This is a genomic window from Pseudomonas sp. RIT-562 (assembly GCF_026241895.1).
In the GTDB taxonomy this organism is placed as follows: domain Bacteria; phylum Pseudomonadota; class Gammaproteobacteria; order Pseudomonadales; family Pseudomonadaceae; genus Aquipseudomonas; species Aquipseudomonas mandelii_F.
In genome coordinates this window covers 135,340-152,757 of the sequence record NZ_JAPJIV010000004.1, presented here as the reverse complement: position 1 = coordinate 152,757, position 17,418 = coordinate 135,340, and the positions used below count along the sequence as shown (strand labels likewise).

General features: G+C 60.5%; 16 protein-coding genes. 11 read left to right on the top strand and 5 right to left on the bottom strand.

What is annotated here, in order from left to right:
• Positions 1-288 precede the first annotated feature (288 nt).
• Positions 289-768 carry an Lrp/AsnC family transcriptional regulator gene (locus tag ORL50_RS07685; protein WP_045062103.1) on the top strand — a complete coding sequence of 160 codons (480 nt, stop codon included), beginning with the start codon at positions 289-291 and terminating at the stop codon, positions 766-768.
• Positions 769-877: 109 nt separating this feature from the next.
• Entirely contained in the window at positions 878-1,087 is a 210-nt protein-coding gene (locus tag ORL50_RS07680) for a DUF2788 domain-containing protein (RefSeq protein ID WP_122838947.1), read from the top strand.
• Here the strand turns inward: ORL50_RS07680 and ORL50_RS07675 are convergent.
• From ORL50_RS07675 to ORL50_RS07660, 4 genes are all read right to left on the bottom strand, one after another.
• Positions 1,082-1,723, bottom strand: coding sequence for a pseudouridine synthase (locus tag ORL50_RS07675; RefSeq protein ID WP_266011792.1), 642 nt, complete (start codon positions 1,721-1,723; stop codon positions 1,082-1,084). The two genes, ORL50_RS07680 and ORL50_RS07675, sit on opposite strands and share 6 nt — an antisense overlap.
• Positions 1,724-1,794: 71 nt before the next feature.
• Positions 1,795-3,294 (bottom strand): AMP nucleosidase, encoded by a 1,500-nt coding sequence (amn, locus tag ORL50_RS07670; RefSeq protein WP_266011789.1) that lies wholly within the window; start codon positions 3,292-3,294, stop codon positions 1,795-1,797.
• 156 nt (positions 3,295-3,450) lie between these two features.
• Positions 3,451-5,097: an acyl-CoA dehydrogenase family protein gene (locus ORL50_RS07665; RefSeq protein WP_266011787.1), complete on the bottom strand. Its 1,647-nt coding sequence runs from the start codon at positions 5,095-5,097 to the stop codon at positions 3,451-3,453.
• A 75-nt stretch (positions 5,098-5,172) separates the two neighbouring features.
• Positions 5,173-7,551, bottom strand: a complete 2,379-nt coding sequence (locus tag ORL50_RS07660; RefSeq protein WP_266011785.1) for a hybrid sensor histidine kinase/response regulator — start codon at positions 7,549-7,551, stop codon at positions 5,173-5,175.
• A gap of 291 nt (positions 7,552-7,842) precedes the next feature.
• On the opposite strand from ORL50_RS07660, the gene ORL50_RS07655 reads away from it, so the two are divergent.
• The 4 genes from ORL50_RS07655 (at position 7,843) to ORL50_RS07640 (ending at position 11,371) form a co-directional block, all read left to right on the top strand.
• Positions 7,843-8,640, top strand: a complete 798-nt coding sequence (locus tag ORL50_RS07655; protein ID WP_266011783.1) for a hydroxymethylpyrimidine/phosphomethylpyrimidine kinase — start codon at positions 7,843-7,845, stop codon at positions 8,638-8,640.
• A gap of 32 nt (positions 8,641-8,672) precedes the next feature.
• Positions 8,673-9,296, top strand: coding sequence for a thiamine phosphate synthase (thiE, locus tag ORL50_RS07650; RefSeq protein WP_266011781.1), 624 nt, complete (start codon positions 8,673-8,675; stop codon positions 9,294-9,296).
• 17 nt (positions 9,297-9,313) lie between these two features.
• On the top strand, positions 9,314-10,597 hold the full coding sequence (gene hemL, locus ORL50_RS07645) for a glutamate-1-semialdehyde 2,1-aminomutase (protein WP_266011779.1): 1,284 nt from the start codon (positions 9,314-9,316) through the stop codon (positions 10,595-10,597).
• Between the two features lie 225 nt (positions 10,598-10,822).
• Positions 10,823-11,371: a tetratricopeptide repeat protein gene (locus tag ORL50_RS07640; RefSeq protein ID WP_266011777.1), complete on the top strand. Its 549-nt coding sequence runs from the start codon at positions 10,823-10,825 to the stop codon at positions 11,369-11,371.
• A 141-nt stretch (positions 11,372-11,512) separates the two neighbouring features.
• Here ORL50_RS07640 and ORL50_RS07635 read toward each other — a convergent pair whose 3' ends face one another.
• Positions 11,513-11,842, bottom strand: a complete 330-nt coding sequence (locus tag ORL50_RS07635; RefSeq protein ID WP_007894425.1) for a DUF1820 family protein — start codon at positions 11,840-11,842, stop codon at positions 11,513-11,515.
• A 135-nt stretch (positions 11,843-11,977) separates the two neighbouring features.
• Here ORL50_RS07635 and miaB point away from each other — a divergent pair, with 135 nt between their 5' ends.
• The 5 genes from miaB (at position 11,978) to lnt (ending at position 17,379) form a co-directional block, all read left to right on the top strand.
• On the top strand, positions 11,978-13,306 hold the full coding sequence (gene miaB, locus ORL50_RS07630; protein WP_266011764.1) for a tRNA (N6-isopentenyl adenosine(37)-C2)-methylthiotransferase MiaB: 1,329 nt from the start codon (positions 11,978-11,980) through the stop codon (positions 13,304-13,306).
• 204 nt (positions 13,307-13,510) lie between these two features.
• Positions 13,511-14,515: a PhoH family protein gene (locus ORL50_RS07625; protein ID WP_266011762.1), complete on the top strand. Its 1,005-nt coding sequence runs from the start codon at positions 13,511-13,513 to the stop codon at positions 14,513-14,515.
• Positions 14,508-15,002, top strand: a complete 495-nt coding sequence (gene ybeY / locus ORL50_RS07620; RefSeq protein WP_266011760.1) for an rRNA maturation RNase YbeY — start codon at positions 14,508-14,510, stop codon at positions 15,000-15,002. The genes ORL50_RS07625 and ybeY overlap by 8 nt, the downstream gene beginning before the upstream one ends.
• A gap of 5 nt (positions 15,003-15,007) precedes the next feature.
• Positions 15,008-15,847: a CorC family transporter gene (locus ORL50_RS07615; RefSeq protein WP_045062079.1), complete on the top strand. Its 840-nt coding sequence runs from the start codon at positions 15,008-15,010 to the stop codon at positions 15,845-15,847.
• Positions 15,848-15,855: 8 nt separating this feature from the next.
• Positions 15,856-17,379, top strand: coding sequence for an apolipoprotein N-acyltransferase (gene lnt, locus ORL50_RS07610; RefSeq protein ID WP_266011756.1), 1,524 nt, complete (start codon positions 15,856-15,858; stop codon positions 17,377-17,379).
• Positions 17,380-17,418 lie beyond the last annotated feature (39 nt).

Sequence of the window (17,418 nt, the reverse complement as noted above, 5' to 3'; positions counted from 1 at the left end):
GAGAACTTCGTCCGTGCTCGACGCTTATGACGTCGGCTCACCTCACGCCGTCTTCTGGACAGTGTGCAGCTCGGAGGCCGGCACATCCCCCGGTGGAGGGTGGCGGCCGCAGCAGGCCTGATTGGGCGAGCTGCAGTGGACTGTTTGTCCGAGCAGTGATTCTGGTAATAAGAATAGGCTTTAGGCTGCAGCAGAGGATTGCGAAGATTGCTCGATTAAACATCACTTGCGCAATTTTTAACCATGGATAGATAATCTGCCGCAATAGTTATGATAAAGGCCTGAATGATGAGCAAACTCGACCGATACGACTTGAGCATTTTGGCGGAATTGCAGCGCGACGCGCGCATCTCCAACCAGGAGCTGGCCGAGCGCATAGGCCTGTCGCCTTCCCCTTGCTCACGTCGGGTCAAGCAGCTGGAGGACGACGGCTACATCACACGCCAGGTGGCCCTGCTGGATCGCAAGATGCTCGGCCTGAGCCTCACGGCTTACGTGCTGATCGGCATGGACCGACACACGCCGGAACGCTTCGAGAATTTCGAAGCGGCGATCCGCACCTTGCCACAGGTGCTGGAATGCAGCCTGGTGACAGGGATGGATGCCGACTATCAGCTCAAAGTAGTGGTGCCGGATATGGATCACTACCAGAAACTGCTGCTGGGGCACCTGACACGGATCGATGGGGTGACGAGTGTGCGCTCGAGTTTTGTGTTGAACCAGGTGTTGAACAGTACCGAGTTGCCGTTGACTCACCTGCGCAGCTGAGCCTGCTCGCGATAGGGCCCGCATAGACGACACAGGTCAATGCCCCACTCTCCCCCCATGACGTATACTCGCCCCGCCCTTTTAGCCGCGCCCACGCTGGAGATGTTCGATGGATCCTGCAGTATTCGAAGAGTGGATGATGACCGGTCTGGTCACCATCCTGATCATATTCATGGGTTTCATCGTCTGGGATCTGGCGAAAAAATCCAAGGCCGGGCGCTTTGGCTCGATGATTCTGTTCTTCGTGCTAGGTTTGGGCGTGGCGGCGTTCATCATTAAAAGCGTAGTGATCGGCCTGATCGAATCCGGCGCTTTATAAACGCGCAGGCACTTCTTTCCACTGGCCTTGATCGAGCCCTTCGATCGTCCAGTCGCCAATTCTGACTCGCACCAGGCGCAAAGTCGGCAAACCGACGGCAGCCGTCATGCGCCGCACCTGGCGGTTACGCCCCTCGCGAATGACCAATTCCAGCCAACTGGTCGGCACGCTTTTGCGAAACCGCACGGGTGGATTGCGCGGCCAAAGCTCGGGCTCATCCAGCTGCCGGGCCTCGGCAGGCAAGGTCATGCCGTCGTTGAGCTCGACGCCATCACGCAGGCTTTGCAACTGCTGCGCACTCGGCTCACCTTCCACCTGCACCCAGTAGGTCTTGGCCAGCTTGTGTTTCGGATCGGCAATCCGCGCCTGCAACTGACCGTCGTTGGTCAGCAACAGCAAGCCTTCACTGTCGCGATCCAGGCGTCCCGCCGGGTAGATTCCGGGGATCTCGATGTAATCCTTGAGCGTCGCCCGCCCCTCGCCGTCGCTGAATTGAGTCAGCACATCAAACGGTTTGTTGAACAGGATCAACTTCGGTTCGGCAGGCGGCGCCTTGGCGACCCGGCGCGGGGCCGAGGTGGCGGGTGCGGGTTTCGTGCCTGGGCGACGGGAAACAGGACGTGGGGGACGAGACATGGCAAAAAGAACATCTAACGGTCAGGGCTGCCAATGCTAGTGCCCCGACCGTCAAATGACCATGGGAACTGTTAGCGGAACGGTGGCTCGTCGAAACTGCGCAGTTTGCGCGAGTGCAGCGAGTTGAGTTCAGTGCGCAGCAGATCCACCGCCTCGATGCCGATCTTCAAATGCTGGCTGACCGCTCGCTCGTAGAACGCATTGGCCGACCCCGGCAGCTTGATTTCGCTGTGCAGCGGCTTGTCCGAGACGCAGAGCAACGTGCCGTAAGGCACCCGCAAACGATAACCCTGGGCAGCGATGGTGCCGCTTTCCATGTCCACCGCCACGGCGCGGGACAGGTTGATCAGCGGCCGCTCCTGGGCCCAGCGCAGCTCCCAGTTACGGTCGTCGTAAGTCAGTACGGTGCCGGTGCGCAGGCGTTTCTTCAGCTCGTCGCCCTTCTCGCCAGTGATGTTCGCCGCTGCCTGCTGCAAGGCCATCTGTACTTCGGCCAGGGCCGGAATCGGAATGTTCGGCGGCACCACCCGGTCGAGAATCCCGTCGCGACGCATATAAGCGTGAGCCAGGACGTAGTCCCCGATGGTCTGGGACTGACGCAGACCGCCACAGTGGCCGATCATCAACCAGCAATGCGGACGCAGGACTGCCAGGTGATCAGTGATGTTCTTGGCGTTGGACGGGCCGACGCCGATATTCACCAGGGTCACGCCGTGGCCATCGCTGGCGATCAGGTGATAGGCCGGCATCTGGTAACGGTGCCACACCACGCCTGCGGCAATGGCCGATGCCTCGCCGTGATCCATGCTCTTTTCGATGATCACGTTGCCCGGTAGCACCATGCGTACGAAGCGCGGATCGCTGCGCAGTTGCTCCAGGCCGTGCACGATGAACTGGTCGACGTAACGGTGGTAGTTGGTCAGCAGGATCCACGGCTGCACATGGCGCCAGTCGCTGCCGGTGTAATGCACCAGGCGGCGCAGGGAGAAGTCCACCCGCGCGGCGTCGAACAGGGCCAGTGGCAGCGGATCGGTATTTTCCCAATCGTACAGGCCATCGGCGATGCCATCGGTGGCAGCAGACAGGTCGGTACTCGGGAAGACGCGCGCCAGCACTGCCGCCGTTACGCCGGAGCCCGCGAGCTCGTCGCCCTGCTCGACCACGTAGGGATAGGGGATGTTCTGCTGGCTGACCCCGACTTCCACGGTCACGGTGAAGTCATGCATCAGCGGCACCAGCTGTTCCAGCAGGTATTTGCGAAACGCTGCAGGGTGCGTGACGGTAACGCTGTAAGTGCCCGGCAGTTGAACCTTGGCGTAGGCGCGGGTGGTCTGCGGCACTTCGCCCTGGCAGTGATAAGTCAGCCGCAATTCAGGATAACGAAACATCGCACGCTGTTCGGCGTCGGGTTCGATACGATCCTTGAGGTAACGCTTGAGCGCCTGATTCAGCGCGGTAGTTGCACGTTCGTGCAAGAGCGCAAGCCGGTCCACGGCTTGCTCGGCGGTTTGAACGACAATAAAAGCTTCGGTCACGATCAGCATCCTGTGTTCTGACTTGCAGAGCTTCATCTTGCCTGCATCGTCGCTTCACGGGAACAGTGGTCAGTACACAATTGCTGCAAGCACACTGGATTCCCTGTAGGAGTGAGCCTGCTCGCGATAGCATCAATCGAATCTGCCACACCGTCATCGCGAGCAGGCACACTCCTACAGGAATCGGGCTACTCAGATGTTCGGGGTAGAGCGGGCGACGATCGCTGGCACATCCAACCCACATGGCAACGCGCCGTACACCCGACCGGCCGAACCCAGGCGACTGGCGATAAAGGCATCGCTGACCACGGTGTTGCCTGCCTCCAGCAGCAACTTGGCCTGCAAGCCCAGGGCAATGTCTTCGGTGAGCTGCCGGGCACGATACTGAATATCGCCAGTGTCCTTGAACGCCGCCTGCAACTGTTGAATATGCGCAGCCAGGCGCTTGTCGCCGTGGCCATCGCCCAGTTCACTGAACAGCACATCGAGCACTCCCGGCTCTTTCGACAACGCCCGCAGCACGTCGAGGCACTGCACGTTACCGGAGCCCTCCCATGTCGAATTCACCGGTGCCTCGCGGTACAGGCGCGGCAGGATGCTGTCCTCGACATAACCTGCACCACCCATGCATTCGGCGGCCTCGTTGATCATCGCCGGCGCGCGCTTGCAGATCCAATACTTGCCCACGGCCGTCACCAGGCGGGCGAATTTGGCTTCATGACTGTCGTCCAGATGATCCAGGGCGCGCCCCATGCGCAGGCTTAAAGCCAGCGCCGCTTCGCTTTCCAGCGCCAGGTCGGCCAGCACGTTCTGCATCAACGGCTGCTCACTGAGCAGCCTGCCGCCAACGCTCCGGTGCGCGCAGTGATGGCTGGCCTGAGTCAGGGCCTGACGCATCAGCGAGCTGGAACCGACCATGCAATCAAAACGAGTCATGGCGACCATCTCGATGATGGTCGGCACCCCGCGACCTTCTTCGCCGACCATCCAGGCCAGCGCTCCGCGAAACTCCACTTCACTGGAGGCGTTGGAGCAGTTGCCCAACTTGTTCTTCAAACGCTGGATATAGAACTGGTTGCGTGTGTCGTCCGGGCGATGGCGCGGCAACAGGAAGCACGTCAGGCCTTTGTCCGTCTGCGCCAGCGTCAGGAAGGCATCGCACATCGGCGCCGAGCAAAACCACTTGTGACCCACCAGTTCGTAGGCCTGACCGGGGCCACTGGCACCGACCGGATAGGCCTTGGTGGTGTTGGCACGAACATCGGTGCCGCCCTGCTTCTCGGTCATGGCCATGCCGATGGTGACCCCGGACTTGTGCGCCATGCCGATATTGCGCGGATCGTATTGGGTGGCGAGAATTTTCGGCAGCCATTGCTCGGCCAAGTCCGGTTGCAGGCGCAGCGCCGGCACACTGGCAAAGGTCATGGTCAGCGGGCAACCGCTACCGGCTTCAGCCTGGCTGTGCAGATAAGTCATGGAGGCACGGGCAACATGTGCCCCCGCCTGCGGATGCGCCCAGGGCAAGGAGGTCAGGCCGTGCTCGACTGCGGTGCGCATTAACTCATGATAGGCCGGGTGAAACTCCACCAGGTCGATGCGATGACCATAACGGTCATGGCTGGAAAACACCGGCTTGTTTTCGTTGGCCAGAAACCCTGCGGCCATCAAGGGCCCGCCCGCCAAAGCTCCGTAGGCATCAATGCGCGATTCGGCCCAGCCAGCGCCAAAGCGCCGCGACCACTCCTGCAGTGGCAAATCGATCCGGTACAGGTTGGCACCCTCCAGCGACGGTGGCTGGTTGGTGACTTCATGGGTTTCGGCGAACTGATGCAGGTTCATGACGGGGTTCCTTTGGTCGGCCAAGGGATTTTCAGTTAAGCACTGCCCCGTGGCCGTTCAAAGTGTCATACCTGCCTAATTGGCGGCGCTTTCGCCCTGCTCGAAGCCCAGCACCCGTCGTTGCAGTGCGGCCTGCAAATCCTCGAATTTAACCGGCTTGCTCAGATAATCGGTGTAGGCGCTCGCGACACAGTGCTCCCGATCAACACTCAAGGCGATGATGAATATTGGCAACTCGGCGCATCCGGCCAGGGTCCGGATCTGGTTGCTGACACAGACTCCGTTGAATGGCGGCAACTGGCAGTCGAGCAATACCGCATCAAACGCCTCCCGCTGCAGGAAATCCAATGCCGCCGGGCCACTGTCCGCCGTGCGCACCTGAAACCCGAGCTTGAGCAACATGCCGCGGATCACCAGTTGGTTAACGGTGTTCTCGTCCACCAGCAGCACCCTGCAATCGCGCGCCTGACGCAAGCGCGAGTACTGCTGCGCGGTTCGGGGCGCAGATTGCATGATCGGCAGTTCAAATTCGACATCCAGCTGGAAACGACTGCCACGCCCTGGTTCGGAGCGGTGCGTCAGTCGCCCGCCAAGCAACTCGACCAGCTGCCGACAAATGGCCAGGCCCACGCCCAGCCCGCCATACTCGCGGGTCATCGAGCCGTCCAGCTGGAAGAAGCGCTGATACATAGTCGCCTCCCCCAGGTCGGTAAAGCCGATGCCGGTATCGATCACCGCAAAGCACAGTGCCATTCGCCCTGGTTGCGCGGGTTTGCCGGTGACCCGCAGCGCCAGCCCGCCGACCCGGGTGAACTTGATCGCATTGTCCAGCAAGCACTCCAGGCACTGTGCCAATTTGGCGCTATCACCGAACAAGCGGTCGGGAAGGCCTGGTGTCACGTCGACCTTGAAGTCCAGCGATTTGCTCAGGGCATTGCCCTCGAACTGCACTCGCAGGGCTTCGATCACGCTGCGCAAACTGAACGATGCCGCGCTGGCAGTGAGCTTGCCGGCCTGCAACTCGGTCAGGGTGAGGATGCCATTGACCATGCGCATCATGTCCCGGGCCGATCCTGCAGCCGTTTGTTGATACTGCTCCAGCTCCGGATCCATCTCCACGGTTTGCATCAGCTCAAGCGAACCGATGACGCCGTTCATGGGCGTGCGCAACTCGTGGGTCAGGGTCGCGAGGAATTCGTCCTTGAGCTGGTTGCTGTGCGCCAGCTGTTGGTTCAGCACCTCGAGCTTTTGCCCGGCATCAAACAGAGTCTGCGCCTGCTGCTCGCGCATGGCGTTGATGCGGTCCGCCAGCGCCAGGGACAACAACGCGACTTCGATGGCCGAACCAATCTGGCTGGAATACATGGTCAGGAATATGTTCGGCAGATACCCCAGGACCATCAGGGTATTGACGATGCCGCCGAGCAGAAAGGCCGACCAGGCAATGATGAAATACCGCGCCACGCGCAAACCGCGCAGCCAGGCGAAGATTCCTGCGGCAAAAATCACCACGGTGAACGTCAGCGCCAGGGCCGTGGCCAGGCGCAAGGCCAGGGCGTAGCTGGTCATGAGGGACAAACCGATGACCACCGCACCGAAGGCGACCAGCGCCAGCAACAGGCGATCGAGCCAGCGACTGTGGGTGGCCGTTTGCAGGAAACTGCGGGCGAACTGACTGCCGAATAAACCGGCACAACCGATGAAGAACGGCGTGGCGGCGTTGGCCCACCAGGGATTGTCTGGCCAGAAGTACTGCACGGCCGCGCCATTCACCGACAGCTGATACAGACCAAACGAGGCAATGTAGAAGATGTAATAGAGGTAGCTGGTGTCCCGCACGCTCAGGTAGATGAACAGGTTGTAGACCAGCATCCCCAGCAACACGCCGTAGATCAGACCCAGCACATACAGGCGCAACGGTTGTTCTTCGAGGAACGCGGTACTGGACCACAACGTGACCGGAGCCTGGATTGACCCTTCGCTCTGCAGGCGCAGATACAGGGTTTGCGCTTGATCAGGATGGAAACTCAGATCGAACAGGTAGTTGTTCTGGCGGATTTCCCGAGTGCTGAAAGGCAAGGCATCGCCGGTCTGGCGCACCAGTTGGTAGGCACCGGCAGCATCGGGCAAATACAGATCAAGATGATCCAGAGGCGGATAAGCCAGCTCAAGCAGCCAGGTCCTTTGCGCCGCCGGATTTTTCAGACGGTAGTGCAGGTCGATTTTCAGCCAGAATGCTGATCGCGAATAGCCGGCGTTGAGGGTGGCATTATCGTGGGGTTTGAATTGTCCAGCAGCGTCCTGGGCACGAACATCGGCAATGGTTGCCTGGCCACCCGCATCCTCGAATACTTGCAAGGCTCGGCCCAACGGCAGGCTTTGAGTGTTCTCGTCGAACTCGACTGCGCTCGCCAAAAGGGGCAAGCAGAGCAGCAACATCAGCAAATAGCGCATCTAAGCCCCAGCGTGGCCGGTCCGGTTATCTCAGGAAGCCCCTCATTCCATTTGAGTAGACGTAAAACCGGTATTACCTGTTATTGATTTGGATCCACTCTAGCATAGCCGTTAGTGGCCAATGAACACCATTGAAAAATTTCCTGGAAGGGCTCTAGTACGGGCGTTCCAGCGCTATCTATTGAGATAGAGCGGTCGAGCCGTGGCAGTTCACCAGCGCCATGGCCGACTTCGCCAGCGGCGACATGCCTCTCATGACTCGGTGGTCGACTGGTGGTAAGCTCGCGCACCATGAATATCTACAGCTCCCGCCCCGTTGTCCTCTGTCTCTCCGGCCACGACCCCAGTGGTGGCGCCGGCTTGCAGGCAGATATCGAAGCCCTGCTCGCTCAGGGCTGTCATGCGGCTCCGGCCGTCACCGCGCTGACTGTGCAAGATACGGTCAACGTCACTGATTTCCGCGTGCTCGACCGAGCGTGGGTGCTGGCCCAGGCCAATGCCGTGCTCAACGATTCCGAGGTTGCCGCCGTGAAGCTGGGCATGCTCGGTTCGCTGGAAATGGTCGACACCGTGGTTGAACTGCTGCAGGCGCACCCGCATTTGCCGATGGTCTGCGACCCGGTACTGCGCGCGGGCGGCGGCGGACGCCTGGGCAAGGATGAAGTCGGCTACGCGATGCGCGAGCGCCTGCTGCCGCTGGCAATCATTGCCACGCCCAACCTGCCCGAAGCGCGAATTCTTGCCGAGCTGCCAGAGGGCACGGCAGACCAGTGCGCCGAGAAACTCCTGCCATACGTCAAGCACCTGTTGATCACCGGCGGTCACGGCGACGAGCAGGAAATCCACAACCGCCTGTACACCCGCGACGGTCGCCGCGAAACCTTTACCTGCCAGCGTTTGCCCGGCAGTTATCACGGCTCCGGTTGCACATTGGCCAGCGCCCTGGCCGGTCGTCTGGCCCTGGGTGAAAACCTCGTCAGCGCCGTGCAGACCGCGCTTAACTACACGTGGCGCACCCTGCGTGATGCAGAGCAGTTGGGTAAAGGTCAATTTGTGCCACGCCGCCTGCCGCTGGATTTCTGTTCGTAACTTCCCATTAGTCATGCGGTGAGGCTTGTCCGATGAAACTACGTGGCCTTTACGCCATTACCGACAGCCAGTTACTGGCCGGTAAATTCCTGTCGTACGTAGAGGCGGCGCTGGAAGGTGGCGTTGTCCTGCTGCAATACCGCGACAAGAGCAGCGACGACGCCCGCCGGCTGCGCGAGGCCGAGGCCCTGCGGGATCTGTGCGACCGCTACAAGACCAGGCTGATCATCAACGACGACGCCGAGCTGGCAGCGCGCTTGAACGTTGGCGTGCACCTCGGCCAGACCGACGGCCCACTGACCCCGGCCCGCGCATTGCTGGGCCGCCAGGCGATCATCGGTTCAACCTGCCACGCGCAGATCGAGCTCGCCGAGCAGGCGGCCAGGGAAGGTGCCAGTTACGTCGCCTTCGGTCGTTTCTTCAATTCCAGCACCAAACCCGGCGCACCCACCTGCAGCCTCGAACTGCTGGACCAGGCTCGCAGCAAATTGCATCTGCCGATCTGCGCGATCGGTGGCATCACCCTGGAAAACGCCCCGCCACTGGTGGCCCATGGGGTCGATCTGCTCGCGGTGGTCCACGGCCTGTTTGGTGCCGAGAGCACGGCTGAAGTGACACGCCGCGCCCGCGCCTTTAACAAATTGTTCAATTCCTGATTTTTGAGAGCCCGCTCATGTCTCGTTCCGAAACGTTGTTTGCCAATGCCCAGAAACACATCCCCGGCGGAGTGAATTCGCCAGTGCGCGCGTTCAAGAGCGTCGGCGGTACACCGCTGTTCTTCAAGCACGCGGAAGGCGCCTACGTAACCGACGAAGACAACAAGCGCTACGTCGACTATGTCGGTTCCTGGGGCCCGATGATTCTCGGCCACAGCCACCCGGAAGTCCTCGACGCAGTGCGCAAGCAACTTGAGCACGGCCTGTCCTACGGCGCACCGACCGAGATGGAAACGCAGATGGCCGACCTGGTCTGCTCGCTCGTGCCATCGATGGAAATGGTGCGCATGGTCAGCTCCGGCACCGAAGCGACCATGAGTGCGATCCGTCTCGCCCGTGGTTTCACCGGTCGCGACAGCATCATCAAGTTCGAAGGCTGCTACCACGGTCACTCCGACAGCCTGCTGGTCAAGGCCGGCTCCGGCGCCCTGACCCAGGGTGTGCCGAGCTCGGCAGGGGTACCGGCGGCATTCGCGAAACACACGCTGACCTTGCCGTTCAACGACATCGGCGCGGTCGAAACCATGCTCGCCGAAGTTGGCCAGGACGTGGCGTGCATCATCGTCGAGCCAGTGGCCGGCAACATGAACTGCGTGCCGCCGGCTCCAGGCTTCCTCGAAGGCCTGCGGACCCTGTGCGACAAGCATGGCGTGGTGCTGATTTTCGACGAAGTGATGACCGGTTTCCGCGTGGCATTGGGCGGTGCACAGGCCCACTACGGCGTCACCCCGGACCTGACCACGTTCGGCAAGATCATCGGTGGCGGCATGCCCGTCGGCTGCTTTGGCGGCAAGCGCGAAATCATGTCGCACATTGCGCCACTGGGCCCTGTCTACCAGGCCGGTACGCTGTCGGGTAACCCGCTGGCAATGGCGGCGGGCCTGACCACCTTGCGCCTGATCAGCCGCCCGGGCTTCCACGCCGAGTTGACCGACTACACCAGTCGCCTGCTCGATGGCCTGCAACAACGTGCCGACGCAGCTGGCATCCCGTTCGTGACCACACAGGCCGGTGGCATGTTTGGTCTGTATTTCAGTGGCGCCGATGACATCGTGACCTTCGAGGACGTAATGGCCAGCGATGCCAAACTGTTCGGACGGTTCTTCCACCTGATGCTCGAAGGCGGCGTATACCTGGCGCCGAGCGCATTCGAAGCTGGCTTTACCTCGATCGCCCACGGCGAAGCCGAGTTGCAACTGACGCTGGACGCCGCTGAACGTGCGTTCGCTGCCTTGAAATAACGCCCTGCCGCTGACGTTGGCGATTGCCAGCGTCAGCTTTCACCTACATCCGCGCCCTTTTCCCTGATCATCTGCCAGGAATTTCCCGCAAAGTGGGTTATATATTTCCCTCGCAGCAGAAAAACGAGTAAAGACTTTGTAAGGATGGCCCTGCTTATTTCATAATGCGCGCTTATTGGATCCCCTCGATGGGTCCGCGCGCCCTTCAGAGGTAAGTCGATTCCCATGAACCGCACCGGCCGCGCCCTTGCATTGGGCTGCCTGTTGCTCCTTCAGCCCTTGCTTGTACAAGCAGGCGGCAACTCGTTGTTAATCCCAGCGATGGGTCGCTGCACCCTCAATACTCAGCCGCAGGATCTGGCCCAGGCGCTTGCTGCCTGCCAGAAAGCCTCGGATGAAGGGGATGCACAGGCGCAATACGAGTTGGGTGAGTTTTACTACGACGGCAAGAATGCGCCGCGCGACCTCAATCTAGCCCTGAGCTACTTCGAAAAAGCTTCGCTGCAAGGCCACGCCCAGGCCCAATTCAAGCTAGGCACCATGTTTTTCCACGGTGAAGGCGTACCCGCCAACAACGTTCAGGCGTATATCGTGCTGAAGATGGCGGCAGTCAATGGCGCGGAAGATGCGCTGGACACTGCAGACGAGGTGGCCGAGAAGATGCCACGTGAAGAGCTGGAAGTGGCGACTCAGGTACTTGGGCAAATATTCCGTAAATACCTGATGGAACTGCAGAGCGCGGATGGGCGTACGCCGTTTTCGCCGTTGCCCTGATTTATTGCGCTGTTCTTACTGGCCTCATCGCGAGCAGGCTCACTCCTACAGCTGATGTCTGGCGACCACAAATTCTGCGTTCACGCAGATCTGATGTAGGAGTGAGCCTGCTCGCGATGGAGGCGACTCGATCCAAGAGCCCTACTTCTCAGGCATCGGCATCGGAAACGGCATCACATTCCCCACCGCACCCCGGGCTTCGCTGATTTTTGGCGTGCCCAGGCGCTCGACTTCATCGATGCGCACAATCGAATGCATCGGTACAAAACTGCGTACCACGCCCTCGAACTGAGCCTTCAACTTTTCTTCGCTCGGATCGACGACCACCTGCGTGCGCTCGCCAAAGACGAATTCTTCAACTTCCAGGAAGCCCCACAGATCACTTTGATAGATCTGCTTGGCATACATTTCGTACACCTGGCCCTGGTTGAGGAAAATCACCTTGTAGATTGGAGCTTCACGTTTGGTCATGGTGGGCGAGCAACACATCGGGGGATAAAAATGAGGGCGCGAACTATAGCATAGCCGTCGGACGCACAGCGGTAGGAACATGGGACCATGTTCCCTATAATGCGCGGTTCTTTGAATCACGTGATGACTCTATCCATGGCCAAGAAGCTTTACATCGAAACCCACGGTTGCCAGATGAACGAGTACGACAGCTCGCGCATGGTCGACTTGCTGGGTGAACACCAGGCCCTGGAAGTCACCGCTCGCGCCGAAGATGCCGACGTGATCCTGCTCAATACCTGCTCCATCCGCGAACGCGCCCAGGACCGGGTGTACTCCCAGCTGGGCCGCTGGCGCGAGCTGAAACTGGCCAACCCGGATATGGTCATCGCCGTTGGCGGTTGCGTGGCCAGCCAGGAAGGCGCGGCTATCCGCGACCGCGCGCCCTACGTCGACGTGGTATTCGGCCCACAGACTCTGCACCGCTTGCCGGAAATGATCGACGCCGCACGTGCGACCAAGCTGCCGCAAGTCGACGTCTCGTTTCCGGAAATCGAAAAATTCGACCACCTGCCCGAGCCGCGAATCGACGGCCCGAGCGCCTATGTGTCGGTCATGGAAGGTTGCAGCAAGTACTGCACGTTCTGCGTGGTGCCCTACACTCGCGGCGAAGAAGTCAGCCGCCCGTTTGACGACGTGATTGCCGAGATCATCCACCTCGCTGAAAACGGCGTGCGCGAGGTGACCCTGCTGGGCCAGAACGTCAACGGCTATCGCGGCGCCACCCACGACGGGCGCCTCGCCGACCTGGCGGAGCTGATCCGGGTGGTGGCCGCCGTCGATGGCATCGACCGAATCCGCTACACCACCTCTCATCCGCTGGAATTCTCCGACAGCCTGATCCAGGCCCACGCCGAAGTGCCGGAATTGGTCAAACACCTGCATTTGCCGGTGCAATCGGGTTCCGACCGGATTCTCTCGGCGATGAAGCGCAACCACACCGCCCTGGAATACAAGTCCAAGCTGCGCAAGTTGCGTGCCGCCGTGCCGGGGATCTGCATCAGTTCGGACTTCATCGTCGGCTTCCCGGGTGAGACCGAAAAAGATTTCGAGCAGACCATGAAGCTGATCGAGGATGTCGGTTTCGACTTCTCCTACTCCTTCGTCTATAGCCAACGCCCAGGCACCCCGGCTGCCGACCTGGCCGACGAGACGCCGGAAGAGTTGAAGAAAGAACGCCTGAACGCCTTGCAACATCGCCTGAACCAGCAGGGTTTCGAGATCAGCCGACAAATGGTCGGTTCGACCCAGCGGATCCTGGTCACCGATTATTCGAAAAAAGACCCGGGTGAGCTGCAAGGGCGGACCGAGAATAATCGGATCGTCAACTTCCGCTGCGACAATCCAACATTAATTGGCCAGTTCGCCGATGTGCACATTGATGCGGCTCAGCCGCACTCGCTGAGGGGCTCGCTGATCCAGTAACACCACAATTCCCTGTGGGAGCGGGCTTGCTCGCGAAAGCGGTGTGCCAGCCACATTAATATCGACTGACGCTCCCTCTTCGCGAGCAAGCCCGCTCCCACAGGGACGGTGTTTGACGCTGGATTATTTAAGAGCTTTCGCCCCCGCGCCTCTGGCGTTATCCTTGATTTCACCTTAATTGCCCCAGGGCGGCTAAATACGACCTTGAACGCACCCATCGAACCACATCGCTTTATCCTCGAGCCCTTTGAGGCTCGCCGCTTCGCCAATCTGTGCGGGCAATTCGACGAGCACCTGCGCTTGATCGAACAGCGCCTGACCATCGAGATCCGCAATCGCGGAAACCAGTTCGAGCTGATCGGCGACCCCAAACACACCACCTCTGCGGAAAATCTGCTGCGCCGCCTGTACCGGGAAACCAAGGGTACCGAGCTGTCGCCGGACATGGTTCACCTGTTCCTGCAGGAATCGGCCGTAGAGCAGATGGATAACGTCTCCCCTTCCGAGCCCTCCGTCGCCCTGCGCACCAAGAAAGGCATGATTCGCCCTCGCGGCTTGAATCAGCTGCGCTACGTGAAGGAAATCCTCGGTAACGACATCAACTTCGGCATCGGCCCGGCCGGTACCGGCAAGACCTATCTGGCCGTTGCCTGTGCGGTAGATGCGCTGGAACGCGAGCAAATCCGCCGCATCCTGCTGGTCCGCCCGGCGGTTGAAGCGGGCGAAAAGCTCGGCTTCCTGCCCGGTGACCTGTCGCAGAAAATCGACCCGTACCTGCGCCCGCTCTACGACGCGCTCTACGAAATGCTCGGCTTCGAATACGTGGCCAAACTGATCGAACGCCAGGTGATCGAAGTCGCTCCGCTGGCCTACATGCGTGGCCGCACGCTCAATAACAGCTTCATCATTCTCGACGAAAGCCAGAACACCACGGTTGAGCAAATGAAGATGTTCCTGACCCGGATCGGCTTCGGCTCCACTGCGGTCATCACCGGTGACATAACCCAGGTTGACCTGCCCAAAGGCACCAAATCCGGGCTGCACCACGTGATCGAGGTGCTCAAGGACGTGCCGGGCATCAGCTTTACCCATTTCATGCCCAAGGACGTAGTGCGCCATCCGCTGGTGCAACGCATCGTCGAAGCCTACGAGCGCTTTGAAAACCGTGTGGCCGACGAAGCACCCAAGGACAGCCGCCGCGATGCTTGAGCTTGATCTGCAACTGGCGACCGAAGCGCTTGTTCCCAGCGAAGCCGAGTTTCGCCAATGGTGCGAGCTCGCCTTGCGCCAGCGCACCGCCGATTCCGAGATGACCATTCGCCTGGTCGATCAGGAAGAAGCTCGCGAGCTCAACCACACTTGGCGGCAGAAGGACTATGCCACCAACGTGCTGTCGTTCCCGGCCGACGTACCTGACGAGTTCCTCGATATTCCACTGCTGGGCGATCTGGTGATCTGCGCGGCGGTGGTCGAGCGCGAGGCCGCCGAACAAGGCAAGGAACTAAAGGCCCACTGGGCGCATCTGGTGATTCATGGCTGCTTGCATCTGCTTGGCTACGACCATATAGATGACGACGAAGCCGAGGAAATGGAAGCACTGGAACGAACGTTGCTTGCCGAGCTGGGTCATCCGGACCCGTACGCGGACGACGAAACAGAAACATCCCCTATCGTTACAACAAAGGATTCAGAGTAATCGCTATGAGCGAAGATCGATCGAGCAACGGGCAGAAGTCATGGCTGGGTAAGCTCACCCAGGCTTTTGCCCACGAGCCGAAAAACCGCCAGGAGCTCCTCGAGCTGCTGCGTGATGCACATCAGAACAAGTTGCTGGACAGCGAAGCGCTGGCCATTGTCGAAGGCGCCATCCAGGTCGCTGACCTGCAGGTACGGGACATCATGGTCCCGCGCTCGCAGATGATCAGCATCAAGGCGACCCAGACACCCCGCGAATTCCTGCCTGCCGTGGTCGACTCGGCCCACTCCCGCTACCCGGTGATCGGCGAAAGCCACGATGACGTGATGGGCGTGTTGCTGGCCAAGGACTTGCTGCCGTTGATCCTCAAGGAGAACGGCGACAGCTTCAACATCAAGGACCTGCTGCGCCCGGCCACTTTTGTGCCGGAGTCCAAGCGCCTGAATGTGCTGCTGCGTGAGTTCCGCGCCAACCACAACCACATGGCCATCGTCATTGACGAATACGGCGGTGTGGCTGGCCTGGTGACCATTGAAGACGTGCTGGAGCAGATCGTCGGCGACATCGAAGACGAGCACGACGTCGAAGAAGACAGCTACATCAAGCCGCTGCCCAGCGGTGACTTCCTGATCAAGGCACTGACGCCGATCGAGAACTTCAACGAGTTCTTCGACAGCGAGTTTTCCGACGACGAGTTCGACACCGTCGGCGGACTGGTGATGAGTGCGTTCGGGCACCTGCCCAAACGTAACGAAATCACGGAAATCGGCCCTTATCGCTTCCGCATCCTGAACGCCGACAGCCGTCGGATTCACTTGCTGCGCCTGACACCCATTGCTCGCTAAGGATTGAAATGCGCCGTCTGACCGCCCCCGGCTGGCCCGGTAACCTGCTGGCCGCGGTGGCCGGTGCACTCACCACACTGGCCCTGGCGCCGTTCGATATCTGGCCGCTGGCGTTGCTGGCGGTCGGTTTTTTCTATGCCGGCTTGCGCGAACTGAGCCCCCGCCAGGCCCTGGGCCGTGGCTGGTGCTTCGGGTTCGGCCTGTTTGGTGCCGGTACCAGCTGGATCTATTACAGCATCCACCACTTCGGTGGCGCCTCGGTGCTGCTGGCCGGCTTCCTGATGTTGATCTTCACGGCGGCGATTGCCTGGTTCTTCGCCCTGCCCGCGTGGATCTGGGCCCGCTGGCTGCGCCGCAATGAGGCGCCACTGGCCGATGCCCTGGCATTTGCTGCATTGTGGGTCGCCCAGGAAGCCTTTCGCGGCTGGTTCCTCACTGGTTTCCCGTGGCTCTACTCCGGCTACAGCCAGCTCGACGGCCCTCTGGCCGGGCTCGCTCCTGTGGGCGGGATGTGGCTGATCTCCTTCACGCTGGCGCTGACGGCTGCGCTCATCTACAACGCGCTGCGCCTGGTTCGCACGGGGCGTAAGGGTTTCATCGCTGCTGGCGTGGTGCTGCTGATCGGACCTTGGGTGGCTGGCATGATGCTCAAGGAACATGCCTGGACCAGCCCCTCGGGAGCGCCGCTGAGCGTCGCCGCGATTCAGGGCAACGTCGAACAGAGCATGAAGTGGGACCCGGCGCAGTTGAACGCTCAGCTTGCGCTGTACCGCGACATGAGCCTCAGCTCCAAGCGGGTTGACCTGCTGATCTGGCCGGAGACCGCCGTACCGGTGCTCAAGGAATCCGCCGAGGGCTACCTGAGCATGATGGGCAAGTTCGCCGCCGATCGAGATTCCGCGCTGATCACCGGCGTGCCGATCCGTGAGGAAGTTCACCACCAGAAACGCTTTTACAATGGCATTACCGTGGTCGGCGAAGGTGACGGGACCTATCTCAAGCAAAAACTCGTACCGTTCGGTGAATACGTGCCGCTGCAGGACATCCTGCGCGGGCTGATCGCGTTCTTTGACCTGCCGATGTCCGACTTCGCCCGCGGCCCGTCCGATCAGGCGCTGCTCCAAGCCAAGGGTTATCAGATTGCCCCGTTCATCTGCTACGAAGTGGTGTATCCAGACTTTGCCGCCGACCTTTCGGCCCGCAGCGACCTGTTGTTGACGATCAGCAACGACACCTGGTTCGGTTCGTCTATCGGCCCGTTGCAACACTTGCAGATGGCGCAGATGCGCGCACTGGAGGCCGGTCGCTGGATGATTCGGGCGACCAATAATGGCGTGACCGGGCTGATCAACCCATTTGGCCAGATCACCGCACAGATCCCGCAGTTCGAGCGCGGCATCTTGTATGGCGAAGTGGTGCCAATGCATAACCTGACGCCGTTCCTGCAATGGCGTTCGTGGCCGCTGATCGTGATTTGTGTGTTGTTGTTCGGTTGGGCGCTGGTGGCGAACCGGATGGCCAAGACCGTCTAAAGATCGCAGCCTCGTTACACTCGACGGCTCCTACAGGGT